The following is a 17,559-nucleotide window of genomic DNA, read 5'->3' as shown; positions in this document are numbered from 1 at the left end:
TCACCGCTCTTACAACGTATGTTGGCTGTCGCCGATTTTTTTGGCTTTATCGATTGCCCACTCCAACGCTGCCTCCATGTCCAGCATATGAGGGGACGGGCGATTGTCCTCCTCAATGACCGAGCCGTCCGGCCGGTAAACTCCGATGAACATCTTCAGGGAACCGTCCCTCTCTATCTCGGCTCTCACCTCGATCCTGCATCCGTTGGAAAGCGTTTCCTTGTGTTCCTCATGGCGTTCAGTCATCGCTGCATTCCTCTCGTCGGTGATAGCCGAGTAACGGGTTAACCGGGAATAACCCCCTTCTGTGCAAGCCGTTTCAACGCGTTGATCATGATCAACTCATTGTTGACGACTTCGGTAAAACCCGCACGCCGAATCTTGTTCATGTCGCTAATCCTGTCGAGGGCCCGCCCACCCGATTGAAATTGAATCCGGGTACTTGTAGCACCTGTAGCACCTGTAGCAGCTGCCGAGCAGCGCGAGGCTGCGTTCGGCTGCGCAGCAGTCGTCAAACCTGCGCACACGGTTTACCTGATAGACCGCAGTGCCTTATTTCACGACTGCTGCGCAGCCGAACGCAGCCTCGCGCTGCTCGGCAGCTGCTACATGGGTTACGCGCCGGGATGGTGATGAGTCTTATCTTGCGGCGGGGATTGCCCGCGACGAACCTCCCGGGACAGCGGCGTAATGCCACCTATACTCCATTCCACCAACCCCGCCCGGGGTCTGCACTACCAACAATAAAAAGCAGAGGTGGAACATGGTCTGGCAGCAAATCTACGATCCCTTCGGTAACCCGGTGCTCTCAACCATCATGGCGGCAGTGCCGGTGGTGGTGATGCTGGCATCCCTGGCGTTCTTTCATATCAAGGCGCATCTGGCGGCCTTGCTGGCCCTTGGCTCGGCGCTATTGATCGCAATCTTTGCCTTCGGCATGCCCGCTAACATGGCCGGTTCGGCAGCACTCTACGGTGCCGCCAACGGCCTGTTGCCGATTGGCTGGATTGTGCTCAACATCATCTTCCTGCACCGGCTGACCACCGAAAACGGCTCGTTCAAAGTGTTGCAGGATTCCCTCGCGCGCATCACCGACGATCGACGTCTGCAACTGCTGCTGATTGCCTTCTGCTTCGGCGCTTTCTTCGAAGGGGCTGCCGGGTTTGGCACGCCGGTGGCGGTGACCGGGGCGATTCTGATCGGGTTGGGCTTCTCGCCGCTGGCCGCCTCCGGCCTGGCATTGATTGCCAACACCGCGCCCGTGGCATTCGGTGCGCTGGGCACGCCCATCATTACGCTGGCCAAGGTGACCGGCCTGGATGAAATGGAACTGTCGATGATGGTCGGCCGGCAACTGCCGTTCTTCTCGGTGCTCGTACCGTTCTGGTTGATCTGGGCCTTTGCCGGCTGGCGCAAGATGCTGGAAATCTGGCCGGCCATTCTCGTCGCCGGGGTCAGTTTCGCCGTGCCGCAATTCCTGGTCTCCAACTACCACGGGCCGATGCTGGTGGACGTGATCGCTGCGTTGATCTCCATGGCGTGCCTGACCGGTTTCCTCAAAGTCTGGAAACCGGCCACGATCCACACCTCGGCCGCCCTGTCCGGACGCGTCGACAACTCGAAAATCGAAGAGGAGCATCAACATAAACCCGAAGCCAGTGCGACCTTTGCCAGCGATGCCAAACCGGCCGTAATGCGCGCGTGGATGCCGTGGATCATCCTTACGGTCTTCGTCTTCGCCTGGGGCACCCAGGGCTTCAAAAACATGTTCGACACCCGCCCCGCAATCGATCCGCAAACCAACTCGGCCAAGCTCGACCCTCAAGGCAAACCGATGCGCGAAGCGAACCCCATTTTCGCCCCGGTCGTGACCTTCACCACCATTCACCAGCAGATCGAGAAGGTGCCACCCGTGGTGCCTGCGGCTAAAACCGAAGAGGCGGTGTACAAATTCACCTGGTTCACCAGCACCGGCAGCGGCATCCTCTTGGCGGCGATCCTCGGCGGATTGCTGATGGGGTATTCCATCCCGCAACTGATCCACCAATACCTGCGAACATTGTGGGTGGTGCGTTACTCACTCATCACGATTGTGGCCATGCTTGCGCTCGGCTTCCTCACTCGCTACTCGGGCCTCGACGCCACCATGGGCCTGGCCTTCGCCGCAACAGGCATCTTCTACCCCATGTTCGGCACCCTCCTCGGCTGGCTCGGTGTAGCCTTGACCGGCTCCGACACGGCTTCCAACGTACTGTTCGGCGGCTTGCAACGGGTGACCGCCGAACAATTGGGGATCAGCCCGGTGTTGATGGCCGCCGCCAACAGTTCCGGTGGGGTCATGGGCAAGATGGTCGACGCCCAGTCGATCGTCGTCGCGTCCACGGCTACCCGTTGGTACGGGCATGAAGGTGAGATTCTGCGTTATGTGTTCTTCCACTCGATTGTGCTGGCAATTCTGGTCGGTGGATTGGTGACGTTGCAGGCGTACGTGGCGCCGTTCAGCAGTATGGTGGTGGGCGGACACTAGACATCAATCGGTCATAACCCGGGCAAGCCGCCCGGGTTATGGCTTGCAACGCGCGAATCAGGTCAGACTGCCCCCCGACATCAACCCTTCCGTCAGCAACGACACCAACGGCTGAACAAGATGCTGAGTACGAACATCATCGCCAATCACCGCCACTTCGGTGCTGGGCAAGGTCGGTAACTTTTCCGAGGGTTCCAGTATCCGCATCCCTTCCTGCAAAAACGACGTCCCCAACGCTGTAATCCCCAACCCACCGGCAACGGCCGCTTGAACGCCCATCAAATTGCTGGCCAGGCACGCTGATGCCCATTCCCGCCCGACCGTAGCCAACGCCTCGATCATGATGGCCCGGTACGCGCAGGGTGGTCGCATCATCACCAGGCGCACCGGTTTCGACGATTCGATTTGGTAATCCTTCGCGGCAATCCACACCAGCGGCTCGCGCCAGATGACTCGGCCTCGCGTTGTGCCGGAACTGAATTTTCTCTTGGAGATGACCACGTCCAGCAACCCTGTTTCGTAGTCAGTGAGCAGGTCGTCGCTCAGGCCCGTGGTCAGTTCCAGTTGAATGTCCGGATACAGCTTGGTGAAGCGTGACAGCAGCTTGGGCAACTGGGTCGGCACGAGGTTTTCCGAGATCCCCAGGCGCAGCAGATTGACGGTGGCCGGCGCCTTGATGTCCCGCATGAAGGTGTCGAAATGCACCATCATCCGGCGCGCGCCCACCAGCAGTTCCACCTGTATGGCTCGACGGATTATTTATCCAGAACGGCCCCGGAGGATTTGGCCTTCATCGCCTACGACGAGACCATGGAACAAACTCCGCAACAGGTGTGGCTCAAGCAGCAAGCGGGTGATCGACCGATCCTGCTGCGCAGCAATGATTTGAACATCCAGGCGACCATTGCCCAGGCAGGCGCCGGCGTTGCTGCATTGCCGTACTTTCTTGGCGAGCACTACGGCTTGCAAGCGATGGAGACCGTGGGCGCGGGCCTTGCGCGTGAAGTGTGGCTGGTGGTCCACAGCGACATCCGGCACACGCCGTCGGTGCAGGCGGTGATGAGTTTCCTGGCGTCCTGCTTCGAAAACTGAATCAGTGCGCCAAACACTGCTTTACTGATTCAGACCCTGAACCAACGGGAAGCGCCCCCATGGACCGTCTCACCGCCAAAGACTTCGCCCCGGAACTGCTTGAGCTCTACGACTACTACGCCCACGGCAAGATCAACCGACGTGAGTTTCTTGATCGAGCGGCGCTGTTCACCTTGGGCGGATTGACGGCCAGTGCCCTCCTCGCTTCCCTGAGCCCAAACTACGCGCTCGCCGAACAGGTTGAATTTACCGACCCGGACATTCTCGCCGAGTACATTTCCTATCCCTCGCCCAAGGGCCACGGCAATGTCCGCGGTTACCTGGTGCGCCCGACCAAAGCCACCGGCAAAGTGCCGGCGGTGCTGGTCGTGCATGAAAACCGTGGGCTCAATCCTTACATCGAGGACGTTGCCCGGCGCGTCGCCAAGGCAGGGTTTATTGCACTCGCCCCCGACGGCCTGAGTTCGGTGGGCGGCTATCCTGGCAACGACGAAAAAGGCAAGGAACTACAGGCGGCCGTCGATCCCGAAAAGCTGATGAATGACTTCTTCGCCGCCATTGAGTGGTTGATGAAAAATGACAAGACCACGGGAAAAGTCGGCATCACCGGGTTCTGTTATGGCGGAGGCGTTTCCAATGCGGCGGCGGTGGCCTATCCGGAACTGGCGGCGGCCGTGCCCTTTTATGGCCGTCAGCCGAACGCCGAAGATGTGCCGAAAATCAAGGCGCCGCTGCTGCTGCATTACGCCGAACTGGACAAGGGCATCAATGAAGGATGGCCGGCCTATGAGAAGGCGTTGAAAGCGTCGGGCAAAACCTACGAGGCGTTCATTTACGCAGGCTGCAATCACGGTTTTCATAACGACTCAACGCCTCGCTACGATGAGGCCGCTGCGAAACTGGCGTGGGACAGGACAGTGGCGTGGTTCAACAAATACCTGGTTTAGGTTCAAAAGATCGCAGCCTCGTGTCACTCGACAGCGCCTACACCGGTGTTTGTGGTGCTTGTAGCAGCTGTCGAGTGAAACGAGGCTGCGATTTTTGGGGTTGTGTGCAGGTCTGGGCTACGCAGCTATCAATTGCTTCGATCTTTTAAATCATGAAGCCGAATTTTTTATTTCTCAGTGGCGAGTTCAGGATGGCGCCACCTCTGATAATTCGGGCGAAAGCTTCATGAACATCAATTTTGCGTTTGCGTGCTTGATCGTGGTGTCGTTTGCGATTGCGCTGGGACATGGCTGATCGCTCAGGCGTCCGCTTGCACCACTTCGATTCCCAGCTTGCGATAGTCGTCGATGTCGCCCGACGCCACGTGACGTTCGGTAATCAGAGTGTGCAAACGTGAGCACGGCACGACGATGTACGGTTCCACCGCACCCAGTTTGTCCGCCGTGGTGACGGCGATCACTTGCGAGGCACTGTCAAACAGCGCCTGCTTCACTGGCACCTCATCAAAATGCAGCGAGCTGATGCCGACCTCCGGATGAATCGCACAAACCCCGGTAAACAGCACGTCCGCCTTGATGCCTTGCAACAAGCGCACGGTCTCGTGACCGCTGACCGACATCGTCGCCAGGTTAAGTTGCCCACCCGCCAGAATCACCTTGATGCCTGGGTATTGCGCGAGGGTAATCGCGGTCAACGGCGATGTGGTGATGGCAGTGATGGAAATATTCGAAGGCAAGGACCGGGCGATCTGCAACGTTGTGCTTCCCGAATCGAACATCACGATCTGACCGTCCCGGACGTGCCGCACGGCGAGCTGTGCGAGGTGCACTTTCACCTCGTCGGTTTCACCCACCCGAGTCAGGAAATCCTTGCCGGTGTCCTTGGGACGAGGCAACGCGCCACCGTGGACGCGTTGCACCAGGCCGGCGCTGTGCAGCTCCGACAGATCGCGGCGAATGGTGTCTTCCGAAACGGCGAAATGCTGGCTCAGTTCCGAGGCCATGACCTTGCCGTCGCGTTCGAGGATCAGGAGGATTTTTTGTCGGCGGACGGAAGGCAGTTCGGTTGCCGAATGCTGATCTTGCATGTTTATGCCTGATTTTGCGTGTTTGTGCGAGATTAGCCAAAGCGTTGCACAAACACAATCGCGGTTTTGTTTTCTGGCAAACTGCCCCGGCGCCTCCATCCAGATCAGTCTCCCCATGCATTTCGCCCTTGTCTCAAACGGTTCACTCCTCACGCCTGAGCAGCCCGACGTAACGGTGCCGTGGTGGAGTTTCACCAAGACGGTGCTCGCCGCCGCGGCGCTGTCGTTAGTGCCTGATGGATTGATCGGTCTGGATGATGCGGTACCTGAAGGCCCGTTCACGTTGCGTCAACTGCTGCGGCATGAAGCCGGACTGGCGGATTACAGTGAGCTCGCCGACTACCACGCCGCCGTTGCCCTCCATGAGACACCTTGGTCCGCCGCTGACATGCTGCAACGGCTTGATGCTGCCCGGTTGCGATATGCACCGGGAGACGGCTGGAGATACTCGAACGTGGGTTACCTGTTCATCGCCAGACTCATTGAGCGCGTGACAGGCCTCGCGCTTGAGGACGCACTGACGCAACGCGTGTTTTCGCCTCTCGGTTTATCGCGCGTGCGCCTCGCAACAACGCGGGCCGATCTGGAGGGCGTGAACATGGGAGCTGCCTCGACATACGACCCGGGCTGGGTCTATCACGGTTTGCTGCTCGGTTCGCTTGATGACGCGGCCCTGTGTCTGGATCGTCTGTTGGGCGGGCCGCTGTTGCCGCAATCACTGCTGCGAGAGATGCAAACGGCACGCACGCTGGGCGGGCCGATTGCTGGACGTCCCTGGATTGCTCCGGGTTACGGTCTCGGCCTGATGCAGGGCACGGTGGAGGGCGGCTTGAGCTTAAGTGGTCACACTGGTGCAGGACCGGGCAGCACCGTCGCGGTTTACCGCTGCGTTGATGGCGACAGCACAGCGAGTTGCGCGGTCTTTTGTGAAAGTGGCGAGGAAGGCGCTGTGGAAGCCGAGGTCGTGCGCCATCTGAAGAGCGTGGCGCTTAAATAAAACTGCGAATCATCTGGCCGGCCTCCCTCACAGTGGGCAGATACCTCAATGTGGGAAGCACACAAAACCTGTGGCGAGGGAGCTTGCTCCCGCTGGGTCGCAAAGCGGCCCCAAAACCTACGACCGCGTTCATTCAGGCAAACCGCGTGCACAGGATTTACGACTGCTGCGCAGCCGAACGGGAGCAAGCTCCCTCGCCACAGGTGCGGGGTCGGTCAGACCGATGTGTGGAACTCGCCACAGGGTTTGGTGGATTAATGGATCACTTTGAATGTGCGTCAGTTGCTGGCGACTTGCGCCCCATTACCGGACGTCACCAGTGCCTTCAGCGACGCATCAAACTGCTTCAGCGCATTCACCTGCACCACGTTTTGCTGGTCAATCTGCGCGGCAATCTCCGGGGCGGCTTTGCCATGCACCCAGACCGAAGGCATCTGCTGTTCACGTGAACCTTCAGCCTTGCCAATGTACTGCAAGTTCGAATCGTAGAACTTGGCCAGGAACCGCGCTTCGACCTGGTTGTTGCGCTTGGACACCAGACGACTGTAGGTGTCCAGCATCACCACCACATCCGGGTGGGCTTGCACCACCGCGTCGAGATTGTCGTAGACGGTCACTGAAGCGAATTGTTTTTGCAGCGAGCCCATCAGCCAGTTGATCGCCAGTTTCGGATCGGAGCTGTTGACGAAGGCGTTGCTGATGCGCGAATCCAGCGCCGGGTTCTTCGCGCCGTTCAGCGCGACAGAATGGTACTGCTCAAGGTATTCGATCGTGTTGAGGGTGTTTTCGCTGTAGAGCACGCCCACCGATTGGGTGTGCTGCAAGCTGGCGGGGCTGTCGCCCATCGGCAGAAAATGGCAGGACGGGTCAGCCGCGTAGGCCGGCACGGTGGCGGCAACACTGCCGGTCAATACGGCGACAAGGGCCAGCAAGGTAGAGATTCTCATCGCGCAGGTTCCTTCAGAGGCGACTTTGGTATGACGCTATCCTCCTCTCATGACAATAAAACTGAACTTGCATTCCTTGATGGTGATTATTGATTAAACGAATGGTTGCAACGTAAAGAGTCCGGCCTGGGATCGAGCGTGATGGCGAGTGGAAATCTGCGCGAAGCCGATTATGCTTCATGAATCCTTGCAGTGATGCGAGGCCGTAAGCCTGTGTGCATGTTTCGCGCAATCCGAAATCCGACGACATCAGCCCAAGGGCCTGGGTGCGGCAAAAAAGTAATGGGGTACTCCGGCCTATAACAAGAACGACGGAGAAGACTCATGGCCGCAATCGACAACACCTCCACGAGCAGCGCGCCCCACCACGGGATCACCAAGGAAGAGCGCAAGGTCATTTTTGCCTCGTCCCTGGGCACCGTGTTCGAGTGGTACGACTTTTACCTTTACGGCTCCCTGGCCGCGATCATCGCCAAGCACTTCTTCGCTGGCGTCAATGAGACAACGTCCTTCATCTTCGCGCTGCTCGCGTTCGCTGCAGGCTTCGCGGTGCGTCCTTTCGGCGCGATCGTGTTCGGCCGACTGGGCGACATGATCGGGCGCAAACACACCTTCCTCATCACCATTGTGATAATGGGTATCTCCACCGCCATCGTGGGCTTTCTACCCGGCTACGCGACCATCGGCGTGGCGGCGCCGATCATCCTGATCACCTTGCGCCTGTTGCAAGGCCTGGCCCTGGGCGGCGAGTACGGCGGCGCGGCGACCTACGTCGCCGAGCATGCGCCGAAAGGCAAGCGCGGCTATTTCACCTCGTGGATTCAAACCACGGCGACCCTCGGCCTGTTCCTGTCGTTGCTGGTAATCCTTGCCTGCCGCACGATCCTCGGCACCGAAGCCTTCGAGGCCTGGGGCTGGCGGATTCCGTTCCTGCTGTCGATCCTGCTGCTGATTGTCTCGGTATACATCCGCTTACAGCTCAGCGAGTCGCCGGTGTTCCTGAAAATGAAGGCTGAAGGCAAGTCCTCCAAGGCGCCGCTGACCGAATCCTTCGCCCGCTGGGACAACCTCAAAATCGTGATCATGGCCCTGCTCGGCGGCACCGCCGGCCAGGCCGTCGTCTGGTACACCGGGCAGTTCTATGCGCTGTTCTTTCTGCTGCAAACTTTGAAGATTGACCCGCAGACTGCCAACTTGCTGATTGCCGGCTCGCTGCTGATCGGCACGCCGTTCTTCGTCATCTTCGGCAGCCTGTCCGACCGCATCGGTCGCAAAGGGATCATCATGGCCGGCTGCATTATCGCAGCGCTGACCTACTTCCCGATCTTCCATGCGTTGACCCAATACGGAAACCCCGACGTGTTCGTCGCGCAGGAGAAGAACCCGGTCACGGTGATCGCCGATCCCGACCAGTGTTCGTTCCAGTTCGACCCGGTGGGCAAGGCCAAATTCACTAGCTCCTGCGACCTCGCCAAGACCGTGCTGGCGAAGCGGGCCATCCCGTACAAGAACGAGAAGGCCGAGCCTGGCACAGTCGCGCAGGTGCGCATCGGCGACAAGGTGATCCAGAGCTTCGAGGGCACCGGCATGCCGGCCGCCGACTTCAAAGCCAAGAACGATGCCTTCACCGCCTCCCTCGTCTCCTCGCTCAAAGAAGCCGGCTACCCCGAGAAAGCCGACCCGGCCAAGACCAACTACCCGATGGTGTTGTTACTCCTGACCATCCTCGTGATTTACGTGACCATGGTCTACGGCCCGATCGCCGCCTGGCTGGTGGAACTCTTCCCGGCGCGCATCCGCTACACCTCGATGTCGCTGCCCTACCACATCGGCAACGGCTGGTTCGGCGGCTTCCTGCCGACGGTGGCGTTCGCCATGGTGGCGGCCACGGGTGATATCTACTACGGCCTCTGGTACCCGATCGTCATCGCCGTGATGACGGCCGTTCTTGGCATATGCTTCATGCCGGAAACCAAGGACCGGGAGATTCATCACACCTGAGATCGGCACTCGCCCTCTCGTGCGAGCGGGAGGGCACGCCTTCTACGGATCAAACGGTCTACGCTCATCCACATTGCTTCGGGGTTCCTTCCCCGGGTACTGATGGGGGCACCGTGATGATCCGTATCCTGTTGAGCGCTTTTATGCTGGCACTGAGCATCCCGGCCCATGCGGGGGTGATGTCCTTTCCTGCCGGTTTTCATGTTCAGGACATCCCTGTCGATGGCGCGACAATTCATGTGCGCGTCGGCGGCAAAGGCCCCGCCGTGGTGATGCTGCATGGCTTCGGCGACACCGGCGACATGTGGGCGCCACTGGCAGCCGATCTGGCCAAGGACCACACCGTCGTGGTGCCGGATCTGCGAGGCATGGGCTTGTCGTCGATCCCGGACGGCGGCTACGACAAGAAAACCCAGGCGGGTGACATTCGTGGCGTGCTGGCAGCGTTGAAGATCGAACACGCGGTGGTCATCGGCCACGACATCGGCACCATGGTCGCCTTCGCCTACGCCTCGCGTTATCCGCAGCTGACGGATCGCCTGGTGGTGATGGACGCTCCCGTGCCGGGCATTCCACCCTGGAACGACATCGTTCGCTCACCGATGTTGTGGCACTTCGACTTTGGCGGAGCGGACGCCGAACGCCTGGTCGCCGGTCGCGAGCGCATCTACCTGGACCGCTTCTGGAACGAGTTCGCCGGTGACCCGACCAAGGTCGATGAAGCGACCCGTCAGCACTACGCCAAGCTCTACGCCCGCCCCGGCGCCATGCACGCGGCCTTCGCGCAGTTCCGCAGCATTCGTCAGGACGCGGTGGACAACGAAGCGTCGATGAAGACAAAACTGACGATGCCGGTGCTGGCCATCGGCGGTGAGAAATCCTTTGGAAATAACGAAGCAATCGTGATGCGCAACGCGGCGGACACGGTGACGGAAGTGGTGATCCCGGGGGCGGGACATTGGCTAATGGAAGAAGCGCCGACGCAGACCATCAAGGCAATTCGCGAGTTTATTGCGCCGTAGAGCCGCAACTCGACCTCTGTAGCAGCTGCCGAGCAGCGCGAGGCTGCGTTCGGCTCGGTCCGCGCTCGGGCGCAGCAGTCGTAAATCCAGCACACGCGGTTTACCTGACAGACCGCAGTGCCTGATTTCACGACTGCTGCGCCCGAGCGCGGACCGAGCCGAACGCAGCCTCGCGCTGCTCGGCAGCTGCTACAGGGTTCGAGGCAGATCCATGGTTTATGTCGCTGGCTGATACGTCGCCGTTACATTGCTCTGTTCGCTGTATCCGCGTTGTTACCTTACCGACCGTGTTGTCACTTCTGCGGTGCGCGGCAGGCCAATAGAGTATTGGCTTCGGTATATGGGCGGGGACGAAAAACGTGCCGGCCTGCAGTCCGCCGATCCCCCATCACGGAAGAGGTGACATCATGAGTTTCGTAACTGTTGAAAAAAACCAGAGCAGTGCCCCGTCGGAAGCCGACATGATAAAGGCCATGACCGACTCTGGCGGTAAACCCGGGGACGTCACCGGGAACAATGCGGCCCGGAAACTGACTTACACCGGCACGGTCAATCACACTACTTATGAGAACAACCTGATCAACATTGCCAAAGGCAAACGAACCAGCTGGAACTTCGTCTGGGCCGACGCGAAAGTGAGTAGCCCGGCTGCATAAGGCTGATGTGGGGCGGTCGCACGGCCGCCCCGCTGTTCCACCTCGCAATATCCCTTGATACAACCCGGTTACGCAGCCTGTTACCTTGCCGATTCAACCGACCTCCCCGCTGTAACGCCAAGACACTTCGCCGCCCTGAATCTTGCGCCTACTGTGAAGCCGTCAATGTGTTTAGAGAGTGCTACCCGATCACTTGTCGGATTCGCTGCCCGCTGCGCATTGATTGCCCAACACAACCAAGGAAGAGGAAAGCCATGAGTAAGTCGAGCGCTGTAAGCAATCAAGCTCTGCAACTTCACAATGATGTGCAAGAGGCCTTCAAGTCATTCCAAAGTCTCGCCCCAACGAGCCTGAAAACGTCGGACTACAGCAAGGTGTTGACGTCGACCCTGGCGGCCACTCAAAAGTCGGTGACGATCGAAATCGCACCCGATGACCTGACCCTGCTCAAGCAGTCAGGCTACAAGCTGTGCTTTGCCAAGAAAGTCGGTAACGAAGCCTATAACGTTGTCTGGCAGTCTTACGACAAATACCTGAGCAACAATGGTTTCAGCTGGACACCTCAATACCAGTTATTCGGGTCCAATACTTTTCAGGCGGACGTGACGGTGAAGGTCTCGACCAACATCGTCACGATTGGTCTGGGGCAACAATCGATACTCAGCCCGGAAGGCTTGCTGGGCAATGCGGTGACCGGCGGCCCAGACATTTCCATCACCCTGGATAACGAATACGGCCCGATCCACCCCGGCATTAACCAGTTGTCGGTCGGCATCGACGGCAAGCAGGTCAGCACCCCGATCTACGTCGCCACGAACCAGGTGGTTACCGGCAATACCGTTCTGACCCCGGTCGAGACCATTCTCGTGTGGTTCGAACAGAACGTGCAGACCAGCACCATGTTCAGCACTTCGCGGTCCAAGGCCATCGAAATCGACCTGACCGTCGTTAACGATGCAACCCGCCTCTACGAAGACGGTGCATGGAAAACCGTGTAATCGTCGCATCGAGGGGCAACCTCGCGGTTGCCCCCTCTACTCAGGAAACATCACCGCCGCCCCGGGCGAAATAGCCCGTCAACGACCGACAAATAGATTCCGCCAAGTCTTCCTGAGTCGCGATGCCATAAGGTCGATTGCGATCGAACTGCTCTGACCAGCGGATTCGCCCCTGGGCGACATCAATCAGGCGCACCGATGCCCGGACACGGCTCGGCTCCACCCGCACGCTGCCTTCAAGGGAATAGTTACCGCGCCCGGCCCGCACAACGTCCAGCGCTTTCAAGCGGGTGCGCGGCACCTTCATCAACACGTGGTTGCCATGGCTTTGCGTCTGCTCGAACGATTCGAACAGCCGGCAGCTCAACTCTTCACACAAGCCCCGGGTAAAGTCATCGCCGTCGCTGGTGATGCAGGTAAACGGCTGAATCTGCAGGACCGGATGGCGAGTAGCGATGCTTTTGGGTCTGAGCCGCTGGTAAGCCAGCCGATAACAACCGGCCGGGATGCTCAGACGTACCGGGTCTTGCTGACCCAGGGTGGCGTAATGAGCCGCAAGCTTGCGCCGCAACCGGCCCACCTGGACGCGCACCACCGGATCGTCACCCGTGCAGTAAACCGCCGGGTCACGGCGAAATACCGCAATGCCGATGGCGTGCTCGGTGAGCGCAATAGTGGGAAATTGAAGGTCGTGATCGACCAGGAAACGCAGCAGACTGCCCATTCGCCTGGACTTTGCAAATACCGGACTGGCCAGCAACAGCGCCAGCACCCGCTCTATTTCTTCACGATCGAGTGGCTCGGGAACACCCTCGGCACTCGTATTGCCTACGTGCTTGATCACCATTGCCTGCCTCCGTGCAGGTTACCGACAATCGATCGCCACCCCTGTTGAAGTGGATAATGTCGTACTCCATGGCCACGCTAAACGCCCGATCCCGAAAAGGCTCGGACGCTGCAACGTCGAAGCTTAGCAGCCGTAACGCAATGGCGAAGATATTGTGCTGATGGCCGCGTTGCGAGCGGTTTTCAGCAGCAACGCGTCGTGCATTGCTTGCCGCCGTAGCGGGCTTCCTGACGCTCACGAAGAAACGCCGAATGGCTCATGACCGGTTCTTCCGGGTGTTTGAGCGCCATCTGGGCGACGTAGTTGTCGTAATCGGGGACGCCGATCATCAAACGCGCGCCCTGGCTGAGAAGTCGGGCGGCTTGCTGCAGTTTATGGAACATGACAACGCTCTCATTGTGGTTGGGGACAGGGCCATGAAAGCGCACTTTTGTATCTGGAATGTGTCGAGCCGCACTGAGTTTAAAACCGTCGTTGAGCCCCAACGCGATCCCCTGTAATTGGATGGACTCGCCCAAGCCGAGGCGTCAATGCGCCACGGTGGCAGTCTAAACAGCCAACGACAGCGAGGGCGAGTCCATGAAAAAGCATACTTCGATTGATCAATCCCTGTCTTCTTCCGATTTGTCGGCCTGCACAACCGTGGCGATCGATCTGGCCAAGCAGGTCTTTCAGGTCGCCGGTGAAGACGTCCTCGGCCAGGTGCACTACGAGCAACGGATCAAGTCGCGCGAGGCGTTTTATGAGTTTCTACGCCAGTTGCCGCCTCATGTCGTGGTTCTGATGGAGACCGGTCCGGGTGCTCAAGCCTGGGCCCGGCAGCTGCAAGACCAAGGCAATCTGGCGCGGATTCTTCCAGCCCGTTTGGTGGCCACACATCGTAGCGGGCCTAAAAATGATCGCAACGATGCGCTGGCGATTCTGCGCGCTGGTCGCGATGAAAAGATCTACGCAGTGCCGGTCAAAAGCGTTGCGGCGCTGGCAATGCAGGCGTTGCATCGGGCCCGCCAAGGCTATGTGCGTCGACGCACGGCGGTGAGCAATCAGATGCGCGGCCTGCTGCTCGAGCACGGCGTGGCCTTGGCGCAAGGTGACGTTGCGATCAGCCAGAAAATTCCGCGGGTCCTGGAAGATGCCACCCAGCCGGTGCCGGGCCTGCTGCGTGAACTGATCGACGAACTGTTGGCCGAGTGGCGCCATTTGGGCGAGCGCATCAGCGTGCTGACGGGGCGCCTGGAAGTGGCTGCCAACGCCGACATGACGGCGAAGCGACTGATGACTGTGCGCGGCATCGGCCCAGTTACTGCCACGGCACTGGTGGCCAAGGAAACCAAGCCTGAGCGATTTCCCAACGCCCGCAAGTTTGCCGCGTACTTTGGCATGGTGCCTGACCAGCACAGCAGCGGGCAGACGATCCGGCTGGGGGACATGACCAAGCGAGGTGATGTTTATTTACGCAGCCTGATGATCCAAGGAGCCCATGCAGTGCTGCAACAACTACGACCTGATTCCCAGCAACCCGATGACCGCCGCTTGTTGCGCTGGATGAGCCGGCTGGGCCGTAAGGAGGCTGCGATCAGGCTAGCCAACCGCAACCTGCGAATCGTCTGGGTGCTTCTACAGAATGACCAGACTTATCGTCGCCAGGCTGGTGATGGCCAGCAAGCGACGATGAGCCACTGAGCGACAGAGTTCTGCCACCGAGGTACTAACTGTCCGGCCCTTTGCTGAAAAAAAATTGACCCCAGGTAAGACCGGCGTGGATTGATGCCTAAGCTGCTACTGGCCTTTGAGGCCTGACCGTAATCGGCATACCACGAGCTCTTCCAATTTTGGCCAGAAGCCGAAGACGGCTTCCACGAACAGGCCTTATACATAGATGCAACGGGGCGGCGGTTTTTCAAAAGCGGGTAGACAGTGGGGGCGAGTCCATACATAGCAGCTGGCGAAGGCTCGGGCCGCGTTCGGACGTTCGGCTGCGTAGCAGTCGTAAAATCAGACAATGCGATATGTCAGGTACACCGTGCACTCTGGATTTACGACTGCTGCGCAGCCGAACGCAGGCTTCGCCAGCTGCTACAAGGGTTTGCGTTATGGCTGGGAGGTCAGTGGCCTGATCCGTAGTTTTTTGCGCTTCCTGCACCTGTACCAAAACCACCCCTCGTCCAACAATGAGCGAAGCACGGTCACAGTTTGTTAATATCCACGCGTTTTTTCGTCTGATGCATCAGGCGCTGCAGATTTCACGTCGCAACACAGGAATGTTTTTCCATGAGTACGTTGTTTACCCGTCGCACGGTCCTGCGCGGTATGGGCTTGTTGGGTCTTGGCCTGCTCGCCGGCTGCGATGACAGCCCCAAACTGTCGTTCAAATACGGCAAGGACCTCAGCGACAAGATCATGGGACGTACCTTCAAGCTGAAAGACGCCCAGGGCGAAACGAAGATGCTCACCAGCTATCGCGGCCTGATGCCGATGGTGTTCTTCGGTTTCACCCAGTGCCCGGCGGTCTGCCCGACAACGCTGGCCCGTGCGGCCCAGGCTAAAAAACTGATGGGACGCGACGGCGAGAAGCTGCAGGTGATCTTCATCACCCTCGACCCCGAACGCGACACACCGCAAATGCTCGATGCCTACGTCAAGTCATTCGACCCGAGTTTCGAGGCGTTGCACGGCACGCTGGAAGAAACCGCCGCCACCGCCAAAGAGTTCGGCGTGTTCTTCGAAAAGATCCCGAGCGGTTCGACCTACACCCTTTCCCACACCGCGACCAGTTACGTCTTCGACTCCCGGGGCAACCTGCGCCTGGGGCTGTCCGCGTCCCTTACGGCTAAAGAGTGCGCAGAAGACCTGCTCACCGTCATGGAAGTCTGCTAATGAATTCGATCTGCGCAAATACCGCTTTCTCGCGACGTGCCAAACAACTGGTCCTGGGCTGCGCCCTGATCGGCATGGCCTGGCAAGTATCCGCTCAAACCAAAGTGGATGACGCCTGGGTTCGCGCGACCGTTGCCGGCCAGCCATCCACCGGCGCGTTCATGACCGTGCAATCCGACAGCGACAGCAAGCTGCTCAGCGTACAGTCGCCTGTCGCCAAGACCGTGCAAATCCACCAATCAACCATGAAAGACGATGTGATGAGCATGCGTCAGGTCGAGTCCGTCGCACTGCCTGCCGGCAAGCCGGTGAGTTTTGATCCCCACGGCTACCACGTAATGCTGATGGACCTGACGGCGCAGGTGAAGGAAGGCGATAAAGTCCCCCTGACCCTGATCGTGGAAAACGCCAAGGGCGAGAAAGAGACGATTGAAGTGCAGGCCGAAGCCCGGGCACTTGGCATGGCTGACCACAGCAAGATGCATTAACGGTCGGTTTTCAGTGGACGAGCGACTCTTATTTGACGAGTCGCTTTTCCTTGGAAGGTCTGTAGCCGAAATACGAGCTGTAGCACTTGCTGAAATGGCTCGGTGACACAAAACCACACGCCACCAGCACGTCCACCTGGGACAGCTCCGTATGCTGGAGCAACCGCCGCGCTTCGGTAATCCGCAATTCCATGTAATACCGTTGCGGTGTGGTGCCCAGTTGCTCCTTGAACAACCGCTCGAGTTGTCGACGGGAACGGCCGGCGTAAACCGCCAATTGCTCTAACTCCAACGGTTCTTCGAGGTTGGCATCCATCAGCTTCACCACCTCGCGCAGCGGCGCGCTCACACAGACATTTTCCGTCGGCTTGATGCGCCGGTAGCGGGACTCCTCGAATGCCAGGATGTCCTCAATCCCCTCGACAAGCGCTTTGCCGTACAGCCCTTTGATCCAGTCCAGCGCCATGTGGAATGCGCCGGAAGGACTGGACGCCGTCAGTCGGTCTCGATCAATGATGTAGGGCTCACTGCTGACCTGCGTCGCCTTGCAGAAATCCGCGAGCGCGGGGCGATGCTCGGGGTGAATCGCGCAACGGTAACCGTCCAGCAAACCGGCCTTCCCCAGGAACCACGCACCATTCCACAACCCCGCCAGGCTGACGCCCTGGTCCGACGCAGTCTTCAACAGACTGATTAACCCGTCGCCGGCCTTGAGTTCTGTCCTGTAGCCGCCGCAAATCACCAGCAGGTCCAGCGCTTTGATCGCTGCACAATCGATGCGCGCATCGGGTCGAATGACCAGGCCCAGATCGCTGACGACCTCGCCATCGTTCAAGCCGAAGGTGCGGGAAGAAAACGAGTCAGGTCGTAGCAGATTGGCCGTGATCACCGTATCCAGCGCCTGGGTGAATGCGGGCAGGGAGAAATGTTCGAGCAGCAGGAATCCGGCACGGACCGTTTGCAGGGTCCCATCGGGGTGTTCATTCAGATAGCGAAGGTTCTTGCCCTTCATGCCTCCGCTAAATTGGCGTCGTTCGATCAATGCTCGCCCCACTCCATTACGTTACCGAAC

General features: G+C 59.2%; 18 protein-coding genes. 11 read left to right on the top strand and 7 right to left on the bottom strand.

Features of this window, described 5'->3' with window-relative positions; translation table 11 throughout:
* Positions 1-9: 9 nt before the first annotated feature.
* On the bottom strand, positions 10-246 hold the full coding sequence (locus tag ACYZTY_RS10480; protein ID WP_461958404.1) for a hypothetical protein: 237 nt from the start codon (positions 244-246) through the stop codon (positions 10-12).
* A gap of 517 nt (positions 247-763) precedes the next feature.
* On the opposite strand from ACYZTY_RS10480, the gene ACYZTY_RS10475 reads away from it, so the two are divergent.
* Entirely contained in the window at positions 764-2,527 is a 1,764-nt protein-coding gene (locus ACYZTY_RS10475) for an L-lactate permease (protein ID WP_461958403.1), read from the top strand.
* Positions 2,528-2,584: 57 nt separating this feature from the next.
* Here ACYZTY_RS10475 and ACYZTY_RS10470 read toward each other — a convergent pair whose 3' ends face one another.
* Positions 2,585-3,265: a LysR substrate-binding domain-containing protein gene (locus ACYZTY_RS10470; RefSeq protein WP_461958402.1), complete on the bottom strand. Its 681-nt coding sequence runs from the start codon at positions 3,263-3,265 to the stop codon at positions 2,585-2,587.
* On the opposite strand from ACYZTY_RS10470, the gene ACYZTY_RS10465 reads away from it, so the two are divergent.
* Positions 3,227-3,619: a LysR substrate-binding domain-containing protein gene (locus ACYZTY_RS10465; protein WP_461958401.1), complete on the top strand. Its 393-nt coding sequence runs from the start codon at positions 3,227-3,229 to the stop codon at positions 3,617-3,619. The genes ACYZTY_RS10470 and ACYZTY_RS10465 overlap by 39 nt on opposite strands.
* Before the next feature lie 59 nt (positions 3,620-3,678).
* Positions 3,679-4,566 (top strand): YghX family hydrolase, encoded by an 888-nt coding sequence (gene yghX, locus ACYZTY_RS10460; RefSeq protein ID WP_461958400.1) that lies wholly within the window; start codon positions 3,679-3,681, stop codon positions 4,564-4,566.
* Positions 4,567-4,865: 299 nt separating this feature from the next.
* Here yghX and ACYZTY_RS10455 read toward each other — a convergent pair whose 3' ends face one another.
* Positions 4,866-5,654 carry a DeoR/GlpR family DNA-binding transcription regulator gene (locus tag ACYZTY_RS10455; RefSeq protein ID WP_461958399.1) on the bottom strand — a complete coding sequence of 263 codons (789 nt, stop codon included), beginning with the start codon at positions 5,652-5,654 and terminating at the stop codon, positions 4,866-4,868.
* Positions 5,655-5,769: 115 nt separating this feature from the next.
* Here ACYZTY_RS10455 and ACYZTY_RS10450 point away from each other — a divergent pair, with 115 nt between their 5' ends.
* Positions 5,770-6,651, top strand: coding sequence for a serine hydrolase domain-containing protein (locus tag ACYZTY_RS10450; protein ID WP_461959293.1), 882 nt, complete (start codon positions 5,770-5,772; stop codon positions 6,649-6,651).
* A 278-nt stretch (positions 6,652-6,929) separates the two neighbouring features.
* Here ACYZTY_RS10450 and ACYZTY_RS10445 read toward each other — a convergent pair whose 3' ends face one another.
* A complete protein-coding gene (locus tag ACYZTY_RS10445) occupies positions 6,930-7,598 on the bottom strand; it encodes an ATPase (protein ID WP_461958398.1) in 669 nt (222 codons plus the stop codon).
* Between the two features lie 324 nt (positions 7,599-7,922).
* Here ACYZTY_RS10445 and ACYZTY_RS10440 point away from each other — a divergent pair, with 324 nt between their 5' ends.
* The 4 genes from ACYZTY_RS10440 (at position 7,923) to ACYZTY_RS10425 (ending at position 12,275) form a co-directional block, all read left to right on the top strand.
* Complete coding sequence (locus ACYZTY_RS10440) at positions 7,923-9,599, top strand: MFS transporter (RefSeq protein ID WP_461958397.1); 1,677 nt, start codon at positions 7,923-7,925, stop codon at positions 9,597-9,599.
* A 116-nt stretch (positions 9,600-9,715) separates the two neighbouring features.
* Complete coding sequence (locus ACYZTY_RS10435) at positions 9,716-10,621, top strand: alpha/beta fold hydrolase (protein WP_461958396.1); 906 nt, start codon at positions 9,716-9,718, stop codon at positions 10,619-10,621.
* Positions 10,622-11,028: 407 nt separating this feature from the next.
* Complete coding sequence (locus ACYZTY_RS10430) at positions 11,029-11,277, top strand: hypothetical protein (protein ID WP_461958395.1); 249 nt, start codon at positions 11,029-11,031, stop codon at positions 11,275-11,277.
* Between the two features lie 254 nt (positions 11,278-11,531).
* A complete protein-coding gene (locus ACYZTY_RS10425) occupies positions 11,532-12,275 on the top strand; it encodes a hypothetical protein (RefSeq protein WP_461958394.1) in 744 nt (247 codons plus the stop codon).
* Between the two features lie 40 nt (positions 12,276-12,315).
* Here ACYZTY_RS10425 and ACYZTY_RS10420 read toward each other — a convergent pair whose 3' ends face one another.
* A complete protein-coding gene (locus ACYZTY_RS10420) occupies positions 12,316-13,122 on the bottom strand; it encodes a hypothetical protein (RefSeq protein ID WP_461958393.1) in 807 nt (268 codons plus the stop codon).
* Between the two features lie 182 nt (positions 13,123-13,304).
* Positions 13,305-13,505, bottom strand: a complete 201-nt coding sequence (locus ACYZTY_RS10415; RefSeq protein WP_131060128.1) for a YbdD/YjiX family protein — start codon at positions 13,503-13,505, stop codon at positions 13,305-13,307.
* A 241-nt stretch (positions 13,506-13,746) separates the two neighbouring features.
* Here ACYZTY_RS10415 and ACYZTY_RS10410 point away from each other — a divergent pair, with 241 nt between their 5' ends.
* The 3 genes from ACYZTY_RS10410 to ACYZTY_RS10400 all read left to right on the top strand — a co-directional run bounded on the left by ACYZTY_RS10410 (position 13,747) and on the right by ACYZTY_RS10400 (position 16,487).
* Positions 13,747-14,805: an IS110 family RNA-guided transposase gene (locus ACYZTY_RS10410; RefSeq protein ID WP_461959292.1), complete on the top strand. Its 1,059-nt coding sequence runs from the start codon at positions 13,747-13,749 to the stop codon at positions 14,803-14,805.
* A 588-nt stretch (positions 14,806-15,393) separates the two neighbouring features.
* Positions 15,394-15,999: an SCO family protein gene (locus tag ACYZTY_RS10405; RefSeq protein WP_109629716.1), complete on the top strand. Its 606-nt coding sequence runs from the start codon at positions 15,394-15,396 to the stop codon at positions 15,997-15,999.
* On the top strand, positions 15,999-16,487 hold the full coding sequence (locus ACYZTY_RS10400) for a copper chaperone PCu(A)C (protein ID WP_461958392.1): 489 nt from the start codon (positions 15,999-16,001) through the stop codon (positions 16,485-16,487). The genes ACYZTY_RS10405 and ACYZTY_RS10400 overlap by 1 nt, the downstream gene beginning before the upstream one ends.
* A gap of 28 nt (positions 16,488-16,515) precedes the next feature.
* Here ACYZTY_RS10400 and ACYZTY_RS10395 read toward each other — a convergent pair whose 3' ends face one another.
* Positions 16,516-17,499, bottom strand: a complete 984-nt coding sequence (locus ACYZTY_RS10395; RefSeq protein ID WP_461958391.1) for a GlxA family transcriptional regulator — start codon at positions 17,497-17,499, stop codon at positions 16,516-16,518.
* Positions 17,500-17,559 lie beyond the last annotated feature (60 nt).

The organism is Pseudomonas sp. LB1P83, from assembly GCF_054897885.1.
This window is presented reverse-complemented; position numbering and strand designations above follow the sequence as displayed.